The organism is Massilia sp. FBCC-B171 (assembly GCF_059134155.1).
On sequence record NZ_CP101443.1, the window covers coordinates 3,990,309 to 4,007,488 of the forward strand.

General features: G+C 65.8%; 14 protein-coding genes. 6 read left to right on the forward strand and 8 right to left on the reverse strand.

Translation table 11 applies throughout. From position 1 onward, the window contains the following. Window positions 1-175: 175 nt before the first annotated feature. From NMB41_RS18095 to NMB41_RS18110, 4 genes are all read right to left on the reverse strand, one after another. On the reverse strand, window positions 176-433 hold the full coding sequence (locus NMB41_RS18095) for a sulfurtransferase TusA family protein (RefSeq protein WP_494379188.1): 258 nt from the start codon (window positions 431-433) through the stop codon (window positions 176-178). A 248-nt stretch (window positions 434-681) separates the two neighbouring features. Then, window positions 682-3,291: an alanine--tRNA ligase gene (gene alaS, locus NMB41_RS18100; RefSeq protein ID WP_494379189.1), complete on the reverse strand. Its 2,610-nt coding sequence runs from the start codon at window positions 3,289-3,291 to the stop codon at window positions 682-684. A gap of 203 nt (window positions 3,292-3,494) precedes the next feature. Next, a complete protein-coding gene (ugpQ, locus tag NMB41_RS18105) occupies window positions 3,495-4,265 on the reverse strand; it encodes a glycerophosphodiester phosphodiesterase (protein ID WP_494379190.1) in 771 nt (256 codons plus the stop codon). Between the two features lies 1 nt (window position 4,266). Then, window positions 4,267-4,608, reverse strand: a complete 342-nt coding sequence (locus NMB41_RS18110; RefSeq protein WP_494379191.1) for a DUF1294 domain-containing protein — start codon at window positions 4,606-4,608, stop codon at window positions 4,267-4,269. A 157-nt stretch (window positions 4,609-4,765) separates the two neighbouring features. Between NMB41_RS18110 and NMB41_RS18115 the strand changes: the two genes are divergently transcribed. Next, on the forward strand, window positions 4,766-5,407 hold the full coding sequence (locus tag NMB41_RS18115; protein WP_494379192.1) for a hypothetical protein: 642 nt from the start codon (window positions 4,766-4,768) through the stop codon (window positions 5,405-5,407). 53 nt (window positions 5,408-5,460) lie between these two features. Beyond that, window positions 5,461-5,892, forward strand: a complete 432-nt coding sequence (locus tag NMB41_RS18120; RefSeq protein ID WP_494379193.1) for a DUF3597 domain-containing protein — start codon at window positions 5,461-5,463, stop codon at window positions 5,890-5,892. Here NMB41_RS18120 and NMB41_RS18125 read toward each other — a convergent pair. Next, a complete protein-coding gene (locus NMB41_RS18125; protein WP_494379194.1) occupies window positions 5,889-6,938 on the reverse strand; it encodes a serine endopeptidase in 1,050 nt (349 codons plus the stop codon). The genes NMB41_RS18120 and NMB41_RS18125 overlap by 4 nt on opposite strands. 118 nt (window positions 6,939-7,056) lie before the next feature. Beyond that, the gene (gene trpS, locus NMB41_RS18130; RefSeq protein WP_494379195.1) at window positions 7,057-8,088 is read right to left on the reverse strand and encodes a tryptophan--tRNA ligase; all 1,032 of its coding nucleotides are present in this window, start codon (window positions 8,086-8,088) and stop codon (window positions 7,057-7,059) included. Between the two features lie 487 nt (window positions 8,089-8,575). Here trpS and NMB41_RS18135 point away from each other — a divergent pair, with 487 nt between their 5' ends. Continuing rightward, window positions 8,576-10,894 carry a family 1 glycosylhydrolase gene (locus NMB41_RS18135; protein WP_494379196.1) on the forward strand — a complete coding sequence of 773 codons (2,319 nt, stop codon included), beginning with the start codon at window positions 8,576-8,578 and terminating at the stop codon, window positions 10,892-10,894. 21 nt (window positions 10,895-10,915) lie between these two features. On the opposite strand, the gene NMB41_RS18140 is transcribed toward NMB41_RS18135, so the two are convergent. After that, window positions 10,916-11,551: a hypothetical protein gene (locus tag NMB41_RS18140; RefSeq protein WP_494379197.1), complete on the reverse strand. Its 636-nt coding sequence runs from the start codon at window positions 11,549-11,551 to the stop codon at window positions 10,916-10,918. Continuing rightward, window positions 11,548-12,969, reverse strand: coding sequence for a cytochrome P450 (locus tag NMB41_RS18145; protein ID WP_494379198.1), 1,422 nt, complete (start codon window positions 12,967-12,969; stop codon window positions 11,548-11,550). The genes NMB41_RS18140 and NMB41_RS18145 overlap by 4 nt, the downstream gene beginning before the upstream one ends. A gap of 89 nt (window positions 12,970-13,058) precedes the next feature. On the opposite strand from NMB41_RS18145, the gene NMB41_RS18150 reads away from it, so the two are divergent. Genes NMB41_RS18150 through NMB41_RS18160 form a run of 3 tightly spaced genes read left to right on the forward strand, consistent with a single transcriptional unit; the run spans window position 13,059 to window position 17,118 of the window. Then, window positions 13,059-13,991: an AraC family transcriptional regulator gene (locus NMB41_RS18150; RefSeq protein WP_494379199.1), complete on the forward strand. Its 933-nt coding sequence runs from the start codon at window positions 13,059-13,061 to the stop codon at window positions 13,989-13,991. A gap of 53 nt (window positions 13,992-14,044) precedes the next feature. Next, a complete protein-coding gene (locus tag NMB41_RS18155) occupies window positions 14,045-15,820 on the forward strand; it encodes a cation:proton antiporter domain-containing protein (RefSeq protein ID WP_494379200.1) in 1,776 nt (591 codons plus the stop codon). Window positions 15,821-15,867: 47 nt separating this feature from the next. Next, complete coding sequence (locus NMB41_RS18160) at window positions 15,868-17,118, forward strand: CaiB/BaiF CoA transferase family protein (protein ID WP_494379201.1); 1,251 nt, start codon at window positions 15,868-15,870, stop codon at window positions 17,116-17,118. Window positions 17,119-17,180 lie beyond the last annotated feature (62 nt).

The following is a 17,180-nucleotide window of genomic DNA, read 5'->3' on the forward strand; positions in this document are numbered from 1 at the left end:
CCTTTGAAAAATTGAAGAGGTCTAGAGTGGCCTAGATTATAAGAGATAAACAGCTTCAGGGCTAAATTAAAGCACGATCGTGCGATTTTTGGCTAGAGGGATGCTTCCAAAAATCTGCGATCGAGGAAAACAGGGGATACGACGGGGCATTTCCTGCCCCGCCGCTTGAGGCGCCTTACTTGCGGCGCATCAGGAAGACGAATTCGCCATTGCTGTGCGAGTGGGACAGCAGCGCGTTGCCGGTCTGCTTGGCAAAGGCCTGGAAGTCGCGGACGGAACCGGTGTCGGTGGCCGTGATGCGCAGCACCTCGCCGGACGCCAGCTCAGCCAGCGCCTTCTTGGCTTTCAGGATGGGCAGCGGACAATTCAGGCCGCGTGCGTCCAGGTCCGCCTGGAAGTGAATCGTGTCAGTGTCGAGAATGGTGTCGCTCATCGCATGCCTGCCTAGGTGGTGATACTGATTGCATACTACTCCAATTCCCGGATTATGACGCGCCGCACCAAAATAGTCACGAATTGTTGCGTGCGCGCACCGGAATGGGTACGGGGAGAAACATCGCCCCTAGTAAGGATGACGTAAGCAATGCAGGATGGATGAGCGCAGATGCACCATTTCGGTGCGATTGAGAAATAATGACGTCGGGTGGGCGGGGAACCCGTCCACCCGACGAACGTTTGCTGTTACGCGCGTTCGCCGACCCAGGCAGCCACGCCAGCCAGCGCCGCCGGCAGGCCCGACGGATCGGTACCGCCCGCCTGCGCCATGTCAGGACGTCCGCCGCCCTTGCCGCCCACTTGCTGGGCCACAAAGTTGACCAGTTCGCCGGCCTTGACCTTGCCCGTGGCATCCTTGGTCACGCCCGCGATCAGGCTGACCTTGCCGTCCACCACGCTGGCCAGCACGATGGCGGCCGAGCCCAGCTTGTCCTTGAGCTTGTCCATCGTCTCGCGCAGGCTCGTCACGTCGGCGCCGTCCATCGTCGCGGCCAGCACCTTGATGCCATTCACATCGACCGCCTGGTTGACCAGCTCGTCGCCCTGGCCGGAAGCCATCTTCGACTTCAGCGCCGCGACTTCCTTCTCGAGCAGTTTCACCTGGTCCTGCACTTGCGCGATACGCGACGGCAGTTCTTCCGGCGCCGTCTTGAGGGCGCCGGCAGCGGCCAGCAGCTTGGCATTGGTCGCCTGCACCCATGCCAGCGCGCCCTCGCCCGTCACCGCTTCGATGCGGCGGATGCCGGCAGCGACGCCGCCTTCGGCCACGATCTTGAACAGGCCAATGTCGCCGGTGCGGGTCACGTGGACGCCGCCGCACAGCTCTTTCGAGGAGCCGATGTCGAGCACGCGCACTTCGTCGCCGTACTTCTCGCCGAACAGCGCCATCGCGCCATGTTTTACGGCGTCGTCGAAGCTCATGTTATGCGCTTGCGTCGGATGGTTCTCGAGGATCTCGCGATTCACGATCGTCTCGACCTGGGCGATCTGTTCCTGGGTCACCGGTGCGTTGTGGCTGAAGTCGAAACGGGTCTTGTCCGGGTCGACCAGCGAGCCCTTTTGCTGGACGTGCGAGCCGAGCACTTCGCGCAAGGCTTTGTGCATCAGGTGGGTCGCCGAGTGGTTGCGGATGGTGCGGGCGCGCTTGGCCTGGTCGACCTGGGCGTCCACCGTGTCGCCCACTTTCAGCGAACCGCTGCGCAGCACGCCGTGGTGGCCGAACACTTCCGCCTGGATTTTGAGCGTGTCTTCGACTTCGAACTCGCCGCCAGTGGCGCGGATCGAGCCATGATCGCCCACCTGGCCGCCGGATTCGGCGTAGAACGGCGTCGTGTCGAGGACGACGATGCCTTCCTGGCCGGCTTTGAGTTCCTGCACCGAGACGCCTTCGGAATACAGCGCCAGCACGTGGGTGTTATGCACCAGCGACTCGTAGCCGACGAACTTGGTCTTTTCGCCTGCGTATTCCACCTTGGCGGCCATCTTGAACTTGCCGGCGGCGCGTGCCGTCTTCTTCTGCTGCTCCATGGCGGCGGTGAAGCCGTCAACATCCAGCGTCACGCCGCGTTCGCGGCAGATGTCGGCCGTCAGGTCCAGCGGGAAGCCGTAGGTGTCGTACAGCGTGAAGGCGGTGCCGCCATCGAGGTTCTTCGCATCCTTGGCCAGCTGGGCTTCGAGGATCTTCATGCCGTTTTCCAGCGTCTCGCCGAAACGCTCTTCCTCGGCCTTGAGCACCTGGGCGACGCGCTCTTTTGCATCCGTCAGTTCCGGATAGGCGGTGCCCATTTCCAGGTCCAGGTCTTCAACCAGCTTGAAGAAGAATGGACGGGTCTGGCCCAGCTTGTGGCCGTGGCGCAGTGCGCGGCGGATAATACGGCGCAGGACGTAGCCGTGGCCTTCGCTGCTCGGGATGATGCCGTCGACGATCATGAAGGACGCCGCGCGGATGTGGTCGGCGATGACTTTCAGCGAATTGTTGTTCAGGTCGGTGGCGCCGGTTTCACGCGCGGCAGCTTTGATGAGCGCCTGGAACAGGTCGATCTCGTAGTTGCTGTGCACGTGCTGCAGCACGGCGGCCAGGCGCTCCATGCCCATGCCGGTGTCGATCGACGGCTTCGGCAGCGGCGTCAGGGTGCCCGATTCATCGCGGTTGAACTGCATGAAGACCAGGTTCCAGATCTCGATGAAGCGGTCGCCGTCTTCCTCGGCCGAACCGGGAGGGCCGCCCCAGATGTCGGCGCCGTGGTCGTAGAACACTTCGGTGCACGGGCCGCAAGGGCCGGTGTCGGCCATCTGCCAGAAATTGTCCGACGCGTAGCGCGCGCCCTTGTTGTCGCCGATGCGGATGATGCGCTCTTTCGGCACGCCGATCTCGTTGGCCCAGATGTCGTAGGCTTCGTCGTCCTCGAAGTAGACGGTGACGGTCAGCTTCTCGGCCGGCAGCTGGTAGACCTTGGTCAGCAGTTCCCAGCAATAGTTGATGGCGTCGCGCTTGAAATAGTCGCCGAAGCTGAAGTTACCCAGCATCTCGAAGAAGGTGTGGTGACGCGCGGTGTAGCCGACGTTTTCCAGGTCATTGTGCTTGCCGCCGGCGCGCACGCAGCGCTGCACCGAGGTCGCGCGCGAGTAGGGGCGCGAATCGAGACCGAGGAAAACGTCCTTGAACTGCACCATTCCGCTGTTGGTCAACAACATGGTCGGATCGTTGCCCGGCACGAGGGGGCTGGAGCGTACGATCGAATGGCCCTTGGACTCAAAGAACTTGAGGAACTTTTCGCGAATTTCGGAAGATTTCATGTTGGTGGGTGCGGAAAGAGCGCAGTACGGTAGATAAAGCAACGATTATAGCGGGAATCAGGCGAAATCCGGCGCGGTTAGTGGGGCTGTTGCCTGTGGCCTTATTGGTGTGCGCAATCCGTAGGGTGGGCTCTCCGAGCCCACGCGGATTCAAGATACCGATAACAGAGCAGGCAACAGCCCCACCCCGCCCGCACACCGCCCTACGCGAAATCCGGCCCAATCAGGTCGATACGATCGGTGCAGAAAGCCTCGACGCCCCAGCCCAGCAATTCACGCGCCCGCGCCGGATCGTTGACGGTATAGCAAAACAGCCCGAAGCCGGCCGCCCGCACCTCCTGCGCCAGCTGGGGCGTGAGGTGCTTGTGGTTGGTGTGGATGGCGACCGCCCCCACCTCCTGCGCACGGCGTTCCCAGTCGGGCGGCAATTCGCTCATCAGGCAGGCGCGCGGCACCTGGGGCGCGACTTCGCGTGCCGACTCCAGCGCCAGCATGCTGAAGGACGAGAGCAGCGGCACCGCCGCCAGGTCCCCGCGCGCGATCTCGTCGGCAAACAGGGCCGCGGCGATGCGCGCCACCGTGCCGCCGGTTTCCAGCTCGTACTCGGGCGCCGGCTTGATCTCCATGTTCATCCACACGCCATGCGCCTTGCAGAAGCCGGCGAACTCGACGAACAAGGGCACCGGCTCGCCCTCGTGCTCGCGTGCGAACCAGCCGCCGGCATCGAGCAGCGCCAGTTCGGCCGCGTCGTAGTCGTAGACATTGCCGGAGCCGGCCACCGTGCGCCCCAGGTAGGGGTCGTGCATCACCACCGGCACGCCGTCGCGCGCCAGCATGATGTCGTATTCGATGGCGCGGTAGCCTCGCTTGAGCCCCTCGCGCAGGCCGGCCAGGGTGTTTTCCGGCGCCAGCACGCCGCCGCCGCGGTGGGCCAGCACGCGCGGGTAAGGCCAGGAGCCGGCGGGCAATGCCATGTCAGCCGGCCGCCAGCCGCGAGGACAGCCAGAGGAAGCCGACGATGTTGGCCACCACGGTGACCCAGAACATCTGCCTGAACGAACGCTTGGATGTTTTATGGCGCAGCCACTGCTGGGCCAGCAGCGCGCCTGGCCAGCCGCCCACCAGTCCCAGCAGCAGCAAGCTGCGCTCGGGCGTGCGCCAGTTGCCGTTGCTGGCAGCCGACTTGTCGATCGCGTAGGCAACGAAGCAGGTGAGGCTCGTGATCAGGTAAGCGCCGGCCACCAGCCAGGGCAAATCCCAGACCAGCATGGCGGCTGCATAGATGGCGGCAAACAGATAAATGGGCAGATAGTGCATCTCGTCAGCTTAGCGCGCTGCGCGTGCAATTGCTAGTCGGCACCGATGCGCCTGCTTATCTGCCTGATTGTGCCTACTACGTTCGATACCGTACCGAGTCGCGCAAGCGTGCGCCCTACCCTCGTCCTTCACCTTGTCATTCAAGCAGGAGAACACCATGGCTTTCGATTTGGGAAATTTGTTGCAGCAATATCTGGGCGGCGCACAGGGCGCCAACACTGGCCGTCCCGAGGAAGACTTCGACCGCGTCGCGCAGGAAGCGCCGCGCGAAACCGTCGCGCAGGGCGTGACCCAGGCCTTGCGTTCGGACCAGACGCCACCTTTCCCGCAAATGGTCGGACAGATGTTCGGTCAAAGTAACCCGAACGAACGCGCCGGCATGTTGAACCAGTTGATCGCTGCCGCAGGCCCTTCCCTGATCGGCATGCTTTCCGGCCGCGGCGGTGCGGGCGGACTTGGCGGCCTGGGCGGCGGCAGTGGCGGCCTGGGCGGCGGCAGTGGCGGACTCGGGGGACTGGGCGGCATGGCCGGCGGTTTGGGCGGACTGGGCGGCATCCTCGGCGGCCTCCTGAACGGCGGCGGCAACGGACAGCAACCGCAGATCACCCCAGAGCAGGCCTCGCAAATCTCGCCTGAGGAAGTACAGGAAATCGCCAAGAAAGCGGAACAAGAAAACCCGAGCGTGGTCGATCGCATGGGGGACTTCTACGCCCAGCATCCGAACGTCGTCAAGGGACTGGGCGGCGCGGCACTTGCCATCGCCCTCGCCCACATGGCGTCGAACATCCAGCGCCGTTAATTCGTCGCCATTCAGCCGTTTTTACTCACCCACCAACAACAAAGGAGCACTCCATGGGCATTCTGAGCAATATTTTCAACAAGATCTTCCCGAACTCGAACTCGGCCAAAGAAGCAGCAGCAAAAGCCCAGGCGCAAAATGCGCCAGCCGCGCCGCGTCCGACGACGACGGCGGCGCCGACCGCTCCTGCTGCACCGACCGCAGCCCCTGCCCCTGTAGCGATGGAGGAAGTCGACGTCGAAGTCATCCTGAACGCCAAGCTGCAAGCCTCGGGCCAGCAGCTGAACTGGCGCACCTCGATCGTCGACCTGCTGAAATTGCTCGACCTCGACAGCAGCCTGCAGTCGCGCAAGGAACTGGCAGCCGAGCTGCATTACACGGGCGATACCAGCGATTCGGCCTCGATGAACATCTGGCTGCATCGCCAGGTGATGAACAAGCTCGCTGCCAATGGCGGCAAGGTGCCGGCTGACCTGAAGGATTAATCAGCCAGGCTGGTATTCGCGGCGGTTCCGCAGGCAAAGCAGAACCGCCCGAATGCGTTTTTGCGCGTAGCACATCCCCCGCATCGGTTGAACAGGCCGATGCCGCAGTGCGGGCAAAAATCGGTCGCGCCGTCTTTCAGGTCGACAGAGCGCTCGCACCCAGGGCACACGCCCTTCCCCAGCCGCACCAGCACCGTGTCGTAGCTTAGCGTCAGACGACGCTGCACGTCCGGCAGCGCTTCGCTTTCCTTCTGGCGCGCCAGATAGCGCTGCAGCGCTTGAATCGCATAGCGCCCCGCCACCACCGTCACGACAATTCCCACGATGTAACGCACATAGCCGCCGTAACTCGGCAGGTAAGGCACCAGCTCGAAGAAAAATGCGAACAGCGCGAAGAAGATGAAGCCCCAGGCAAAGGGCCACGAGGGGCCCTTGCGCTTGTGCTTGAACAGCCAGCCCGCGGCCAGCAGCAACGGCAGCGTCAATGCCAGGCGGTAGGCGAAGACGCGCAGGGTCAGCGCCTCGTAGGCGTCTGCCTGTTTGGCCCGCGCCGGGCGTTCCAGGTCGGCGCGGCGCCGCGTTGCGCGCTCGGCCTGCTGGCTCGCGTCGAGCAGCTCCTGGCGCTGCACTTCCACCGCCGCGAGCGCGCGCCGCTCCTCCACTTCCAGGGCGTCGAGTGCCCCAGTCCGGACAATCAGTTCCTTATCCTGCTCCGGACGCGCCGTCACGCTGCGCGTGGCCAGCCAGTTGTGAAAGCTGGCACGCGCGGAGCGGGTATCCGACTTGGCGACTGTGTGCTTTTGGGCCGCCTGGTCGTGGCGCTCGCGGGCGGCTGTCTTGCGCTTGTCGGCCTCTTCTTCGTCGGCACGCAAAGCGGCCAGCTGCGCCGGATCGATGAATTGTTCGAGGGTCGGGGGCGCTTCGACATCGGCCATGTTCTCGACCAGCTTCCCGCCCAGGCCGATGAGAAAACTGGCGAATGCGAACGCTACCAGCCACAGGGCCCGGTGCAGCCATGTCTCGGTCAGGCGCAATCCTTTGCTCATGATGTCCTCCGGTGTTGATGAAACCGGAGATTCTCATGACGCAAGGCGCCGCGCCAAGCGCAGGATGCGCAAGGCGCGTGGGGCGATACGCGCGGGAGCGCGGTATGCCCCTACCACATCAGAAGTACGACAAACCCAGCGCGCGGCGCACCTCGTCGACGGTGCCGGCCGCCACTGCGCGCGCCTTCATCGTGCCTTCCTTGAGCATCTGCAGCACTTGCCCCTTGTCCTTCGCGAATTCTTCGCGGCGGGCGCGGATCGGCTCGAGCATCTCCTGCAGCACGAGGTCGAGGCGCTTCTTGACGATGCTGTCGCCCAGGCCGCCACGCGTGTAGTGCGCCTTCATTTCTTCCAGCGCGGCCTTGTCGGTGTCGAAGGCGTCCAGGTAGAGGAAGGCGACGTTGCCCTCGACGTGGCCCGGGTCCGAAACCTTCAGGTGCAGCGGGTCGGTGTAGACCTGTTTCACGGCGGCGCGGATCTGGTCGGGGGTGTCGCCCAGGTTGATCGTGTTGCCGAGCGACTTGCTCATTTTCGCCTTGCCGTCGATGCCGGGCAGGCGGCCGATTTCCGGCACCAGGGCCTTGCATTCGACCAGGATGTCCTTGTTCACCAGGCGGTTGAAGCGGCGCACGATCTCGTTGCACTGCTCGATCATCGGGATCTGGTCTTCGCCCACCGGTACCAGGGTGGCCTTGAAGGCGCTGATGTCCGAGGCCTGGCTGACCGGGTAGGTCAGGAAGCCGGCCGGGATGTCGCGCTCGAAGTTGCGCAGCGCGATTTCGGTCTTGACCGTCGGGTTGCGTTCCAAACGGGCGACAGTCACGAGGTTAAGATAATAGAATGTCAACTCCGCCAGCTCAGGAACCTGGGACTGGATGAAGATTGTCGAGCGTGTCGGATCGATCCCGACGGCGAGGTAATCGAGCGCCACTTCGACCACATTCCGGTGTACCTTGCCCGTGTCATCCATGTTGTCGGTGAGCGCCTGGGCGTCGGCCAGCATCACGAACTGTTGATACTCGTTTTGATAGGCAACGCGATTGCGCAGGCTGCCCACGAAGTGGCCGAGGTGCAAAGGACCTGTCGGACGGTCGCCGGTGAGGATGACGGGTGCGGGCGCTGCTGGGGAACTGGTTGCTGGGGAGGTCATTGCATTTCCTAGTCTGTGCCCCGATCCCGCCGCGCCAAAAAAAACGCCACCTGAATCGAGGCGGCGTTCATGTGAGTCACATCTTCTCGTCTGGGCCGCGCGTCGTCAGCGGCGCCACCAGGTGCAAAGGGAGAAATGTGGGTTGATAGATTTCATGGATGGCATGTTTGCAGGTTGACGGCGCGCTGTCAACCGGAAGTGACTCCGAGAACCGTCGCGAGCGGAAGGAGCTTTGGCTGAGAAGCGCAGCTGTACGGTTGTACAGCGAGCATCGCAAGCCGAAGATCCGACGCGCAGCAGGTTATCGGAGTCACTGCCAATGGGCCGCGACATGGGGAAGCGGTTACTGACCATCGTGAATGAGGGCGGCATCGCTCATCCGTAAAAAAAACCAGACAGTTCCAAGAGGTCGATTATTCCGAACTTTATCTTTTCGGCGACCGTCTAAAAGTATTTTGTTGTTAAAATTCTAACAAGTGGTGAAATTATGAATAACACGAGCCTGAACAGCCAACCCCGCCCACTCGAATTATGGGGCGGCCTTGAATGTACTGTTAACCGTGTGCAAGACGAGTATTTCAGCCAGCTCGACCGCAATGGCCACGCACTACGTAATTGCGACATCCAGCGTTTCGCCGACACCGGCATCCGCGCCATCCGCTACCCGATCCTGTGGGAGCGCACGGCACCCGATGGCCTCGCCACGGCCGACTGGTCCTGGCCGGACGAACGCCTGCCCGCCCTGCGCGACGCCGGCGTCACGCCGATCGCCGGCCTGCTCCACCACGGCAGCGGCCCACGCGATACCAGCCTGCTCGACCCTGCCCTCCCGGAACGCCTGGCCGAGTATGCCGGCGCCGTCGCCGCGCGCTACCCGTGGCTCGAGTACTACACCCCGGTCAACGAACCCTGCACCACCGCGCGTTTTGCCGGCCTGTACGGCGTCTGGTATCCGCATGCACGCGACGACCATAGTTTCATCCAGGCCCTGCTGATCCAGTGCCGCGCCGTCGTGCTCTGCATGCGCGCCATCCGCGCCGTCAATCCGAATGCCAAGCTGGTGCAAACGGATGACCTCGGCAAGACCTACAGCACGCCGGAACTGGCCCATGTCGCCGAGTTCTACAACGAGCGCCGCTGGCTGGCCTGGGACCTGCTGTGCGGAATGATCGGCCACGACCACCCACTCTGGAATTACCTGATCCGCTCGGGCGCCAGCGAAGCCGACCTGCTCTGGTTCCGCGACAACACCTGCCCGCCGGACGTGATCGGCGTGAATTACTACGTCACCAGCGAACGCTGGCTCGACCACCGTCCGGAGCGCTACCTGCCGCACCACCGCGGCATGGCCGACGGCGTCCCCTGCGCCGATATCGAAGCGTCGCGCGCGCTGGCCACGCCGACGGCCGGCATCGGCCCATTGCTGACCGAAGTCTGGGACCGCTACCGCCTGCCGATCGCCATTACCGAAGCCCACATCGACGCCAACCGCGAAGACCAGTTGCGCTGGCTGCTGGAAATCTGGCAGGCGGCGCAGACGGCCCGCAAGAATGGCGTCGACCTGCGCGCCGTCACCGTCTGGTCGCTGCTCGGCTCCTTCGACTGGAACAGCCTGGTCACACGCAACGCCGGCTATTACGAGCCGGGCCCGTTCGACGTGCGCTCGCCCATGCCGCGCCCGACCGCGCTGGCCGCGATGATGCGCGAGCTGTCTTCCGGGCAGCCGCTGTCGCACCCGGTGCTGCGCGGCCAGGGCTGGTGGCGCCGTCCGGGCCGCTTCCTGTGCACGCCGGTCGCCACCCCGGCTGCCCTCACCTCGATCTCGGCCGACGGCCACCGCCTGCTGGGCGCAGGCGTCGCCCCGATCCTGATCACGGGCGCCACCGGCACCCTGGGCCGCGCCTTTGCCCGCGTCTGCCAGAAGCGCAACCTCGCCTACAAACTGCTGTCGCGCCATGACATGGACATCGCCGACCCGGCCTCGGTCGAACGGGCCCTCAGCCACCACAAGCCCTGGGCCCTGATCAACACGAGCGGCTATGTGCGCGTGGACGATGCAGAGAACGAAGTCGAGCGCTGCATGCGCGAGAACACCCATGGCGCCACCGTCCTGGCCGAAGCCTGCGCCCGCCATGGCGTGCACCTGACCACCTTCTCGAGCGACCTCGTATTCGATGGCCGCAAGGAGGCGCCGTATGTCGAGAGCGACCCGCTCACGCCGCTCAACGTCTACGGGCGCAGCAAGGCCGAATCGGAAGCGGCCGTACTAAGCGAGCACCCCGGCGCCCTGGTCGTACGCACCAGCGCCTTCTTCGGCCCCTGGGACAAGCACAATTTCGTGACCCTGGCGCTCAACGCCCTCGAGCGCGGCGAAACCTTCGTGGCGGCCGACGACATGACCGTCTCGCCGACCTATGTGCCGGACCTGGTGCACACCTGCCTGGACCTGGCGATTGACCGGGAAAGCGGCGTCTGGCACCTGAACAACGGCGGCTCGGTCAGCTGGTTCGATCTGGCGAAACTGGCGGCCGAAAAAGCCGGCATCGATGCTTCAACACTCGTGGCCCAGTCCTCCAGCACCCTCGGCATGACGGCTGCGCGCCCGAACTACAGCGTGCTGCACAGCGAACGCGGCGTGCTGCTGCCACGGCTGGAAAACGCGCTCGATCGTTACATCGAACTGCGCAATGTGATCGATCCGGAGTACGAGGAACTGGCCAGGACCGCGGAGACGCGGGTACCCGCCGCCAGCGGCCGTCGCCAGCAGGAAGAGACGCCGGCCGAAGCGGTGCACGGGCGGTTCTGAGCCAATCGAGCTGGTGGTGATTTACGGATGCGTCGCCCCCGCCTGCGCGGGAAAGGTGTCCAAGTACTTTTGCGGCACCTGGTACGGGTACAGCCCGCCCATCAGCGCCACCACCACCAGGCTTGATATCACAATGCCCGCCGACAGCGGTAAAGCCACGGCCAGCGCACGCACCCGTGGCGCCGGTCCTGCACGCCGGGCCAGCGCACAGCCGAGGTGGGCGAACACAGCGGCCACCGCCAGGAAGTAGTAAGGCACGAAGAACAGCTGATACGGCCAGATCTGCAAGCCAGCCGCGGCGAAGTGGACATTGGTGTCCAGATCAAGCATGGTCCGTCCGGCCAGCACCGCCCCCACATGAATCAGGAGGAACAGCGCGAGGTAGGCGCCGGAGGCTGCCTGCAGCCAGGCCAGCCATCCTGTGCGCCGCTTCCAGCCAGCTTGCACCAGCCACAGGCCGCTGCCGGCCTGCCCGGCTGCACACAGCAGCAGCACCATCTCGATGAGCGGCTGCCGGTACGCCAGGCGCGCCGCATCCATGAAGCGCAGGTGCGCAGCGATTCCCACAAGAGCGGCCAGATGATTGGCCAGGTGGGCCAGCACGAAGACCGTCACGACGACGGCGCAGCCCCGGTGCAGCCTGCGTACGGCCCTCATGCGGCGCGCCGCGTCAACATCAGGTGCAGCGCATGGCGCGGGCGCAGCGTGATCTTGAAGACGGGTTCGGGCGGCGCCATGCCCTGTGGCGGCGCCACCGTAAAGCGCTGCAGGAACATCGCCGCGATCACCAGCATCTCGGCCAATGCCAGGTGCTGCCCGATGCACACGCGCGGACCGGTCCCGAAGGGCATGAAGGCGCCGCGCTCGATGCCGGGCGCATCCTCGGCGAAGCGCTCCGGACGAAATGCCTGCGGATCCGGGAACAGGCGCGCGTCGCGCTGCATCAGCCCGAGCGGCACCATGAACATGGTCCGCGCAGGGAACTGCCAGCCCCCCAGCACGACCGGTCGCTGCGCACGGCGCGACAGCAGCACCGGCGCGGCCGGGTACAGGCGCTGGGTTTCCTGCAGCGTGCGCGCGAGCTGCGCCAGCGCGAGCATATCCTGCGGCGTCGGCACCCTGCCCTGGAGGACCGCGTCGACTTCAGCGCGCGCCGCGTCCTGCGCCGCCGGATTGGCGGCCATGCACCAGGACCACCAGGTCAGGGTGGCGGCCGCCGTTTCGTGGCCGGCCAGGAAGGCGGTCATGCATTCGTCGCGCACCGCCTGCAGGGGCCAGGCCGCCGGATCGCCCGTGTGCAGGGTCAGGAGCCGGGTCAGCAGGTCTTGCGGCCAGGCGTCCTGCGCCATCTCCAACCGCGCCTGCAGATGGCGCTCGATCAGCGTGCGCAGCACGGCCATGGCGCGCCGCTTGCCGCGCTTCCACGGCATCGCATCGGGCCAGCTCGCCGGCCAGAACATCTCGGCGTTGCCGGCGACCGAGACCGTGTGCACTGCGCGTTCGGCCAGGCGCGCATCGGCGTCGGCTTCGCTCGAAAACATCATGCGCAGGATGACGTCCATGCCGAGCGAAGTGAAGGCGCTTTCGATCGGCCAGGGTGCGGCGCCCGTGCGCCACCCGGCGAAGGCCTTATCCGCCGCGGCGCCGATGACGGGCATGAAGGATTGCACGGCCTTGGGCGCGAAGGCTGGCTGCAGGGCCTGGCGTTTCGCGCGCCAGGCCTGCCCTTCCGCCGTCAGCACGCTGTGGCCATGCAGCTGCGACATCACCTGCACGCCGCGCTCCCAGCGCACCAGGGCCTCATGCTGAGTCACCAGCAGTTCGCGCACCAGCGCCGGTTCGGTGACCACGATCTGGTGCTCGGGCCACATCCTCAGGTGCACCAGGGGGCCGTAGCGCTGGCGCCAAACTTCGAGCGTGCCGGGCAGGTCGCGCGACATGCGCCACAGGAGGCCCCATCCGGTCAGGCCGGACGGCGGCCCGGGCGGCCAGCTGCCGGGCGGGTGCAGGGGGAGGGGCGCAACCGGGTCGGGCTGGCCGGCGTGGGGGCAAGTAGCGGTCGTGGTCGGGTTCATGCAGCGCAGTGTCCGCCGCTTCCAGGCGCGGGTATTGTACGAAAACGACATGACAATCTGACAGATTTTACTTGCTATACTCGGCGGCCATGGACTCCGGACTCCCCTCCTCCCTTGCCGTGCCGTCGCCGCTGGCGCGCGCACCCCGTGCGGCGCGCAGGCCGGGCGCCGCGCACGAATGGCTGCGGCTGGCGCCGGCGTCGCTGCAAGGCGCCCTGGTAGCCCTGGCCGGACGCGACACCCGGGATCTGGACCTGGACGGTGCGCAGCGCCTGTCGCATTTTCCGGCCTCGCCGCTGGTGACGATTTCCTGGTTCCGCGATGTCGACGGCGGCCTGGTGACCGATAGCCCGGACGGCCCGCGCTGGCAGCCCTTCAACGCGCGCGTGGTGGTGTCCGGCAGCTGGTCGCACCCGTCCGTGAGCTGGACGCCCACCACCGGCTGCGGCTACATCGCCTGCTTCAATGCCGACGCGGCGCAGGCGCTGTTCGGCCTGGACCTGGCCGCAATCCAGGAGCGCTTTGTCCCCGCTGACACGGCGATCGACCCGGAATTCGCGCCGCTGTGGGATGCGCTGCTGGCCGCCGGCGACGCCGAAATACTGCCGGTGCTGGAAAGCCATCTCGCACGGCGCTGGCAGGCGCTCCAGGGCCGCTCCTCGCAGCACGCGTCGCTGCGCCAGATGGGCCGGCACTGGGTCGAGCGCCTGGCCTGGCAGGCGAACCAGTGGGCGCGCGTGCACAGCCCGCGCCATGTGGAACGCCGCATCAAGTCCTTCAGCGGCCGCTCGCTGCGCGAGTGGAACAGCCTGGTGCGCACCGAAGGCCTGTTCTTCGCCGCCCGCGAGCGCCACGAGGCGGGACTTCCCTTCGACTGGGCCACGCTGGCCCTGGACCAAGGCTTTACCGACCAGGCCCACATGATCCGCAGCGTCAAGCGCATCTGCGGCTTTTCGCCGACCGAATTCGCCGAGCGTTTCATCGAGGACGAATCGTTCTGGATGTACCGGCTCTGGGTCTGACTGCGGCGTTATAGAATGCCGGGGCCACCCCTCAACCGCAAAGGCGCCTCCTCGTGCAAGAGCAACACGCTTTCCCGTTTTTTCGGGAAATCATCCTATTCCTGATCCTCGCCGGCATCCTCATTCCCACGCTGCAGCGCCTGCGCATCAACCAGGTGCTCGGCTTCCTGGCCGTCGGCACCCTGGTGGGTCCCTTCGGCCTGGGCCTGCTCGCAACCCAGTTCCCCTGGCTGGCCTGGCTCACCTTCCCGAGCGGCCAGGGCATCTCGATGCTGGCGGAGATCGGCGTGCTGTTCCTGATGTTCATGATCGGTCTCGAACTGTCGGCCGCGCGCCTGTGGTCCTTGCGGGCCTGGGTGTTCGGCGCGGGCACTGTGCAGGTGCTGGCCAGCGCGCTGCTGATCGGCGGCGCCCTGGTGCTGCTCGGCCAGCCCTTTGCGACTGCCGCCATCCTCGGCCTGGTGCTGTCGCTTTCCTCGACCGCCGTCGTGATGCAGCTGATGAGCGAGCAAAACAGCGCCGGCAGCCGCCTCGGCCAGGCCGCGTTTTCCGTGCTGATGCTGCAAGACCTGGCCGTGGTGCCGATCCTGATCGTCATCGGCGTGCTGGCGCGCGGCGGCGGCGATGGCGCAGCAACGCTGGCCTTCGTCACGCTGGCCAAGGCCGCGGGCGCCATCGCACTGATCTACGTAGTCGGCCGGCGCGTGATCCACCCGCTCTTCAAGGCCTTCGCGCGCCACCGCCAGCCGGACGTGTTCATGGCGCTGATCCTGCTCAGCACCTTCGGCATCGCCGGTTTGTCCAGCGCGGCCGGCCTGTCGATGGCGCTGGGCGCGCTGATCGCCGGCCTGCTGCTGGCCGAGACCGAGTTCAGGCACGAGGTCGAGCTGATGGTCGAGCCCTTCAAGGGCCTGCTCATGGGCCTGTTCTTCATGACCGTCGGGATGGGCATGGACACGCGCCAGATCGTCGAAGCGCCGCTCTGGCTGGCCGCCGCCGTGGCCGGCCTGGTGTTGACCAAGGCGCTGGTCGTCACCCTGCTGTTTCGCGCCGGGCGGCTGCCCTGGGGCCGCGCCATGGAAGGCGGCCTGCTGCTGGCCCAGGGCGGCGAGTTCGCCTTCATCGTGCTTGGCTACGCGGTGAGCGCCAAGCTGCTCGACCCTGCCCTCGGCGCGCGTGTCCTGCTGGCCGTCGGCCTGTCGATGTTCATCACGCCGCTGCTGGCGCGCCTGGGCCGCGCGATCGGCGAAGTCGGCGAACGCACGGCGCACGAACAAGCCGCTCAGCACGACGAGGGCGCACTTGCCGAAGCCCGCGGCCGCATCATCATCGCCGGCTTCGGGCGCGTCGGGCAGCAGCTCGCCAAACTCCTCACGGCCCAGCAGATTCCCTTCATCGCCTTCGAGAACAATGCGGCCATGGTTTCGAAGCTGCACGCAGAAGGCATGCCCGTCTACTTCGGCAACGCAGCGCGTCCGGAACTTCTGCGCCTCGTGCACGCCGACCAGGCGCCGGCCATCGTCCTGACGATGGACAACCCGTCCTCCGCCCTGCAGGCCGTGCGCGGCATCCGGCGCGAATTCGCCGAAGTGCCGCTGTTCGTGCGTTCGCGCGACGAGCGCCATGCGCGCTCGCTCAAGCGCGCCGGCGCCACGGTAGTGGTGCCGGAGACCCTGGAGGCGAGCCTGCAGCTGTCGGCCTTTGTGCTCGAATCGATGGGCCTGGACGAGCGCACCGTGGACGACATCGTCGACCGCGAGCGCGACCTGTTCGCCGAGCAGCTCAATGACGCCGGCTTGCGCGAGCCGGGGCACCGCACGTCCGACTGAAAACCGCCCGCTATAATCGGCTCTTCGACAACCATGGCAAGAACATCATGACCGATTCCGCTCCTGTGAACGCTGCGCCGAAGGCGCTGGGCCATATCCGCGTGCTCGACCTGTCGCGCGTGCTGGCCGGCCCCTGGTGCTCGCAAAACCTGGCCGACCTCGGCGCCGACGTCATCAAGATCGAGCGTCCCGGCTGCGGCGACGACACGCGCGCGTGGGGACCGCCGTATGCGAAAGACGCAGACGGAAAGGACACGAGCGAAGCGGCCTACTATTTGTCGGCGAACCGCGGCAAGCGATCGGTGACGGTCGATATCGCCAGTCCCGAAGGCCAGGACCTGATCCGCGAACTGGCGCGCCATGCGGACGTGGTCATCGAAAACTACAAGGTCGGCCAACTAAAACGCTACGGACTCGATTACGACGCGCTGAAAGCCGTCAAGCCCGACCTCGTCTACTGCTCGATCACCGGCTTCGGCCAGGACGGCCCGTATGCGCACCGCGCCGGCTACGATTTCCTGATCCAGGGCATGGGCGGCCTGATGTCGGTCACCGGCGAACGCGACGAGCTGCCCGGCGGCGGCCCGCAAAAAGCCGGCGTCGCGCTGACCGACCTGATGACCGGCATGTACGCCACCATCGCGGTACTGGCGGCGCTGACCCACCGCGACCGCACGGGCGACGGCCAGTACATCGACATGGCCTTGCTCGACACGCAAGTGGCGATGTTGGCGAACGTCGGCAGCAATTACCTCAACAGCGGCAAGGCGCCCAAGCGCTGGGGCAATGCTCACGCCAATATCGTGCCGTATCAGACCTTCGCCTGTGCGGATGGGCACATCATCGTCGCCGCAGGGAACGATGGCCAGTACCAAAAATTCGTCGAGGCCGGTGGACGGCCGGAGCTGGCGACGGATCCGCGCTTCGCGACCAACCCTTCACGCGTCGCCAACCGCGACGTGCTGGTGCCGCTGCTGGCGCAGATGGTGGCCACGCGTGGCCGCGACGCGTGGATCGCGCTGCTGGAGGCAGTGGGCGTGCCCTGCGGGCCGATCAACGACGTCGGCGAAGTCTTCGGCAATGAACAGGTGCAGGCGCGCGGCATGGCGGTCGAGCTGGCGCATCCGGCGGCCGGCAAGGTGAAGCTGGTGCGCAGCCCGATGAAGATGTCGGGCACGCCTGCGACCAGCGACAAGGCGCCGCCGCTCTTGGGCCAGCACACCGACGAGGTGCTGCGCGATGTGCTGAACCGGAGCGGCGACGAGATTGCGGCGCTGCGCGCACGCGGGGTGGTGTAAGCGGCCTTTTGTGGGCGTGGTACGCCGGCACATGCATGCCGGCGTGTCCTGCTCCGCGTTTT

Excerpts from the sequence above, each read along its gene's own strand:
- NMB41_RS18095 (WP_494379188.1), bottom strand. The coding sequence starts at position 433 with ATGAGCGACACCATTCTCGACACTGACACGATTCACTTCCAGGCGGAC.
- alaS (WP_494379189.1), bottom strand. The coding sequence starts at position 3,291 with ATGAAATCTTCCGAAATTCGCGAAAAGTTCCTCAAGTTCTTTGAGTCC.
- ugpQ (WP_494379190.1), bottom strand. The coding sequence starts at position 4,265 with ATGGCATTGCCCGCCGGCTCCTGGCCTTACCCGCGCGTGCTGGCCCAC.
- NMB41_RS18110 (WP_494379191.1), bottom strand. The coding sequence starts at position 4,608 with ATGCACTATCTGCCCATTTATCTGTTTGCCGCCATCTATGCAGCCGCC.
- NMB41_RS18115 (WP_494379192.1), top strand. The coding sequence starts at position 4,766 with ATGGCTTTCGATTTGGGAAATTTGTTGCAGCAATATCTGGGCGGCGCA.
- NMB41_RS18120 (WP_494379193.1), top strand. The coding sequence starts at position 5,461 with ATGGGCATTCTGAGCAATATTTTCAACAAGATCTTCCCGAACTCGAAC.
- NMB41_RS18125 (WP_494379194.1), bottom strand. The coding sequence starts at position 6,938 with ATGAGCAAAGGATTGCGCCTGACCGAGACATGGCTGCACCGGGCCCTG.
- trpS (WP_494379195.1), bottom strand. The coding sequence starts at position 8,088 with ATGACCTCCCCAGCAACCAGTTCCCCAGCAGCGCCCGCACCCGTCATC.
- NMB41_RS18135 (WP_494379196.1), top strand. The coding sequence starts at position 8,576 with ATGAATAACACGAGCCTGAACAGCCAACCCCGCCCACTCGAATTATGG.
- NMB41_RS18140 (WP_494379197.1), bottom strand. The coding sequence starts at position 11,551 with ATGAGGGCCGTACGCAGGCTGCACCGGGGCTGCGCCGTCGTCGTGACG.
- NMB41_RS18145 (WP_494379198.1), bottom strand. The coding sequence starts at position 12,969 with ATGAACCCGACCACGACCGCTACTTGCCCCCACGCCGGCCAGCCCGAC.
- NMB41_RS18150 (WP_494379199.1), top strand. The coding sequence starts at position 13,059 with ATGGACTCCGGACTCCCCTCCTCCCTTGCCGTGCCGTCGCCGCTGGCG.
- NMB41_RS18160 (WP_494379201.1), top strand. The coding sequence starts at position 15,868 with ATGACCGATTCCGCTCCTGTGAACGCTGCGCCGAAGGCGCTGGGCCAT.